7 protein-coding genes and 1 pseudogene are annotated in these 4,977 nt (G+C 69.9%); 3 read left to right on the forward strand and 5 right to left on the reverse strand.

Features of this window, described 5'->3' with window-relative positions; translation table 11 throughout:
- Positions 1 to 87: 87 nt before the first annotated feature.
- On the reverse strand, positions 88 to 456 hold the full coding sequence (locus TR46_RS33130) for a VOC family protein (protein WP_042409451.1): 369 nt from the start codon (positions 454 to 456) through the stop codon (positions 88 to 90).
- A 62-nt stretch (positions 457 to 518) separates the two neighbouring features.
- On the opposite strand from TR46_RS33130, the gene TR46_RS33135 reads away from it, so the two are divergent.
- The gene (locus tag TR46_RS33135) at positions 519 to 977 is read left to right on the forward strand and encodes a MarR family winged helix-turn-helix transcriptional regulator (RefSeq protein ID WP_042409455.1); all 459 of its coding nucleotides are present in this window, start codon (positions 519 to 521) and stop codon (positions 975 to 977) included.
- Between the two features lie 183 nt (positions 978 to 1,160).
- A complete protein-coding gene (locus TR46_RS38540; protein WP_052433314.1) occupies positions 1,161 to 2,000 on the forward strand; it encodes a YceI family protein in 840 nt (279 codons plus the stop codon).
- Here the strand turns inward: TR46_RS38540 and TR46_RS44760 are convergent.
- Both TR46_RS44760 and TR46_RS45435 read right to left on the reverse strand, forming a co-directional pair.
- The gene (locus TR46_RS44760; protein WP_236655632.1) at positions 1,985 to 2,668 is read right to left on the reverse strand and encodes an MFS transporter; all 684 of its coding nucleotides are present in this window, start codon (positions 2,666 to 2,668) and stop codon (positions 1,985 to 1,987) included. The genes TR46_RS38540 and TR46_RS44760 overlap by 16 nt on opposite strands.
- Before the next feature lie 103 nt (positions 2,669 to 2,771).
- Positions 2,772 to 3,335, reverse strand: a pseudogene (locus tag TR46_RS45435) (MFS transporter); the annotation flags it as partial.
- 67 nt (positions 3,336 to 3,402) lie between these two features.
- Between TR46_RS45435 and TR46_RS33155 the strand changes: the two are divergent.
- The gene (locus tag TR46_RS33155) at positions 3,403 to 4,071 is read left to right on the forward strand and encodes a CGNR zinc finger domain-containing protein (RefSeq protein ID WP_042409458.1); all 669 of its coding nucleotides are present in this window, start codon (positions 3,403 to 3,405) and stop codon (positions 4,069 to 4,071) included.
- A gap of 20 nt (positions 4,072 to 4,091) precedes the next feature.
- Here TR46_RS33155 and TR46_RS33160 read toward each other — a convergent pair whose 3' ends face one another.
- Together TR46_RS33160 and TR46_RS44770 are read right to left on the reverse strand one after the other, a co-directional pair.
- Entirely contained in the window at positions 4,092 to 4,595 is a 504-nt protein-coding gene (locus TR46_RS33160; RefSeq protein ID WP_236655633.1) for a hypothetical protein, read from the reverse strand.
- Positions 4,596 to 4,750: 155 nt separating this feature from the next.
- On the reverse strand, positions 4,751 to 4,977 hold a 227-nt coding region (locus tag TR46_RS44770; RefSeq protein ID WP_236655634.1), incomplete at its 5' end, for a hypothetical protein.

Raw genomic sequence — 4,977 nt, forward strand, 5'->3', positions numbered from 1 at the left:
ACCTGCATTTCCAGCCCCGAAATCCAGTACACCGTCGGCCACCGGAATGCGGCTGCGGTCGGAGTTCGTCCGGTGGCCTTCAGCCGATCAGACGCGGTCGTGGAGAGTGACCTGGTAGCCGTCGGGGTCGGCGAAGGTGAATGTCCGACCGAAGGGGCCGTCGATCGGTGCGGAGACGATGGTGTGACCGTCTGCGGCGAGAGCATCGTGGATGGCCTGGACGTCGGTTGCGTGGAGCCAGATCGCGGTGCCGATGCCGGGTTGGGCAGCGGAGGCCAGATCGGTGCCGGGAACGACGTCGCGGAGTGCGAACGCGATCGGCTTCGTCTCGAAGACCACGGCGTGCGGAGGTCCGGCCTGCGAGCGGACGAGACCGAGGTACTGCTCGTAGAACGCCTGTGAAGCGTCGAGGTCGCGCGCCTGGAACGAGATGAAGTCGGGGCCGGTGACGGGCATGGTGATGCTCCTTCGTTGTGTGTCAGTTTTCTGACACACGTCGATCATGTCAGAATGCTGACATGAGTCAAGACGGTGCCGGCGTCGACCTGGAGACGTCACTGGGCTACCTGCTGAAAGAGGCGTCGAGCGCCCTTCGGTCAGCCATGGAGGGGGTGCTGCGGCCACTCGGGATGAGCGTGACGCACTACTCCTGCCTCGAGTTGCTGGCTCAGCGACCGGGCTTGTCCAACTCCGAGCTCGCACGTGGCACGTTCGTGACGCGGCAGACGATGAACGTGCTGCTGCAGGCCCTGGAACGAGACGGGTACGTGACCAGGCCGGCAGAGGCTCCCTTCGGGAAGGTTCTTCCCGCGGAGCTGACGCCGAGTGGTCGACGGAGCCTGGAGAAGGCGACCGCGGCGGTCCGGTCCGTCGAGGTCAGAATGCTGGCCGGGATGACCGAGGCCGAGCAGTCGGGAGCGTTCCGGATCCTGCAGAGCATGGTTCGTTCCCTGCGCGATGGCAACGACGGTGTATAGCTCGCCCCCGGCACACGCGTTGTCGCGCCCGGAGGGTTGTCGGCATTCGCCGACGTCACTCCCCGGGTTCACCGGATCGCGGATCTGCTTCAGGTCGGCCAAGTAGGTTGCAAGACCGGGGCGGGGCCGCGAGTGTGTCGTTAACCGTGTTCAACGGCACTGTATTTGGAGGCGAATCAGCAAATGACCGACCAGGGCTCAGCCCCAACTCCGACCCCCTCGACCGAGGCTCCAGCCACACCGCTGCCTGGGGTCTACCGGGTCGACCCGGACCAGACGGTGATCCGGTTCCGGGCCCGTTCCATGTTCGGACTGGTCCCGGTGAAGGGCACGTTCACGTTGGGACAGGGGGAGTTCACCGTTGCCGAGGACGTTGCCACCTCGGCGATCGACGCCTCCGTGCTGGCGGAGAGCTTCAACAGCGGCAATGCCAAGCGTGACGAGCACATCCGCTCCGCCGACTACCTGGAGGCGGCGGTTCACCCCGAGATCCGCTTCCACAGCACGAGCATCCAGCGGGGGAGCACGGACACCGCCCCCGGAGAGCTCACCGTCCACGGTGTGACGCAGCCCTGCGTCCTGACCGTCACCTCGGTGGTCGGCGATGGGAAGACCGTGACCGCCAAGGCGACTGCGACGATCGACCGCTATGCCTTCGGACTCACCAATCAGAAGGGGATGGTGGGGCGTCTGGGCAACCTGGAGATCGACGTCGTCGCGGTGAGGGAGTCGGACCCCGCCCCTGCCACTGCACAGGACCCGGCCGCGACGGAGGCCGACAGCGCGGCGGAGGCTCCCGTCGAGACCGCGACCGAAGCTCCGGTCGAGACCGAGGCCGCATCCGGAGCAGCGTCCGAAGCGGAGCCCGCACCTGAGGCAGAGACGTCGGCCGAGGCCGCGCCCGGCCCCGCGTCTGATGCCGAGGCGCCGGCCGAAACTCCCGCCGAGGCCGCCCCCAAGGCCCCTGCCGAGCCGTCGGCCGAGGACGCTCCCTCTGCTGCACCCGATCAGCCCAAGGACTGAGGAACCGCATCCGAAGGCCGCTCCCTGCGCTCGGTTGCCCAGAGCAGCAGCCCCGCTGCGGGGAGCGCCGCGCCGAGGACGGCCACGGCCGGCCACCCCTCGGCGCGGTAGGCCGTGGAGGCGAGTTGGGAGCCCAGTGCGCCGCCGAAGAAGAAGGTGGCCATGTAGACGCTGTTGACGCGGGCGCGTGAGGCCGGGTCGAGTTGGAAGATGACGTGCTGGCCGAGGATGAGGGTGGTCTGCACGGCCATGTCCAACAGGATCGCGGCCGCGCCGAGGGCGACCACACTGTGCCGACCGACTCCGGCGAGGCCGAAGGCGAGCGCCGCGGTGAGCAGGGCGGCTGCCGTCATCGGGCGGTTCAGGCCGCGGTCGGCCCAGCGTCCGGCGAGTGGTGCGGCGGCCACGCCGCCCGCGCCGACCAGGGCGAACAGGCCGACCTCCAGCTGGTTGTAGTGGAAGGGCGCACTGGTGAGGACGTACGAAACGGTGGTCCAGAAGGCACTGAACGCGCCGAACATGGTCGCCTGGTAGAGGGCGCGTCGCCGGAGCGCCGGGTGCCGGCCGACCAGCCGGGCGGTGGAGCGCAGGAGCTCCGGGTACGGCACGTCGGTACGCGGACGCCGGGTCGGGAGAGCGGCACGCAGCACCAGGGCCAGACCGGCCATCAGCGCGGCCGAGGTGAGGTAGACGACGCGCCAGTCGGTGGGCCTCCGCGAGCAGGCTGCCGAGGGTGCGGGAGAGCAGGATGCCGGCCAGCAGCCCGCTCATCATCCGTCCGACGATCCGGCCGCGGATGTGGTCGGGGGCCAGGTCCGCCGCGAACGGCACCAGGATCTGGACGACCACGAGCGTGGTCGCGCACAGCATGAGCGCGATGAGCAGGACCGGGAATCCGGGCGCGGTGCCGGCCACGACGAGGGCGACGGTGGTGATGCCCAGCAGGACGGTGACCAGGCGTCGGTTCTCGAGCCGGTCGCCCAGCGGGACGATGAACAGCAGGCCCAGTGCATAGCCGATCTGGCTTATGGTCACCAGCCAGCCGGCGGTGGCCGCGTCCACGTGGAAGACCTGGCGCAGGCTGCTGAGCAGCGGCTGGGCGTAGTAGAGATTGGCGACGGTCAGCCCGCAGGAGACGGCCAGCAGCAGGATCAGCCAGCGCGGCGGCTCCCCGGTACCGGCCGTGCCGCACGCTGCCCCGGAAGGTACGGGGGCCTCTGCATCCTTACGGGCGGCATCGTTGCGGCCGGCGGCGGCAGCGGCGGTGGAGGCGACGGAGTCAGCGGCTGGCTCGGACGGTTGGGGCACGCGCGTTGTCTCCCTCGGCGGCGGCACTCAGGAACCGGTTAAAGAGGTTCCCGAACCTACCAGTTAAACCGGTTCGCGCAGTACGGTGTCCCACATGACGGTCACTACTCGTGCGGCTGGGGATGCGGCGGACAGAGGGGCGGAGGCGGTCCGCTTCCGCGAGGGGGCGGGCAGGCTCTCCCTCGACTTCATTCGCACCCTCCGATACCGGGGCACTCTGGGCGCCGTCGAGGAACTGGCCGATGTACCGGCCCTGGTGGCCTGGATCGTCCAGTGCGGACCGTGTGCCCTGGAGCCTGATCCCGCTCTGGTGAGGCCGACCGAGGTGCGGGACGCGCGCAGTCTGCGGGAGGCGGTCCACGAGCTGATCGCCGCTGGGCTCGGCCCGGGCGGGGTGGCTTCGTCCAGCTTCCTGTCGCGGGAGCTGGTGAACCGGGCGGCTGCCGTTCCGGCGCCGACACCGCGGGTCGACCCGTCGGGGGCCCTGCTCTGGATCGCTGCGGACCCGGTCGCGGCCACCCTGTCGCTGGTGGCGCGGGACGCCGTCGACCTGGTCACCTCCCCGGCGATCCTGCGGGTCAGGGAGTGCGCGGATCCCACCTGCGGGGCGCTGTTCGTCGACAACTCGCGTCCGGGGAACAGGCGGTGGTGTTCGATGGGTGCCTGCGGCAATCGGGCCAAGAAGAGCACGATCCGCAAGAAGGCTGCCCAGGGCAACGCCGACAAGGCCGAGAGGGACCGGGGGAAGGACGGCCGGGCCTGACCCTGCCGTCCTTCCCGGGCTCAGGCCTGGGCCGAGGCGGGAGCGGCAGCCGGGGCAGTGCCGGTCGGCAGCAGGCCCAGGGCCTTGAAGCTGACCCGCTGGTCGAACCAGAGCAGGGTGACGGTCAGGGCGGTCATCACGAAGGCCATCGCCAGGTGGCCGGCGGGGCTGGTGATCTGGGCCCCCGCGAGGCCGAGGACCACATGTGCGCCGACCCGCAGCGCGATCAGACCGATGGCGATGGCGCGGGTGCGGCTGTTCTTCAGCATGGCCCTGACCAGCTTGCGGCGCTTCCCCAGGACCGTGATCCCGACGACCATGTTCACCGCGCCCAGTCCGGCGAGGACCATCCAGGCGTCGGGGTTGGTCTTGATGACGTCGTAGGCGGCGCCCATCAGGCCCTCGAAGCCGAAGAACCAGACCGGCAGCGGCTTCAGACTCTTCAGCGCCTCGGCGTCGGCCTGCGCCTTCTCCTCGGCGGAGACGGTCTTCTTGGTGAACCTGTCGGAGATGCTGATGTTCATGCTGTCCGCCCCCTGTGCCTTGGTGCCGCTTCGCCGGCTCCCTGCCGACATGGATCATCCTGGCCCAGGTGAGGGGCCTTCAGCAGAGCCGACCTTCCCGACCTGGGCAGTACATTTGTCATACGCGACCCAGGTGCGGACGTCATCTCCGCAGCTCACTGGGGCTGCTGACGGTCCTCCGACGCGGCCCCGGGCCCGTCTTCCGGCCCAGGCCCGGCTTTCGGCCCCGGCCCGTTCTCCGGGCCGGGCGCGGACGGTGCCCCGGGCGCGGACGGTGCCGGTGGTGGCGGCGGTGCGGCGTACCCCGGCGGTACGGGCTGCTGTACCGGATGCAGCGGTACGCCCGCCTCTTCGGCGAGGGCCAGGTCCAGGCTCTCCCTGC

Origin of the sequence: Streptacidiphilus carbonis, assembly GCF_000787775.1 — a bacterium.
GTDB classification, from domain to species: Bacteria; Actinomycetota; Actinomycetes; order Streptomycetales; family Streptomycetaceae; genus Streptacidiphilus; species Streptacidiphilus carbonis.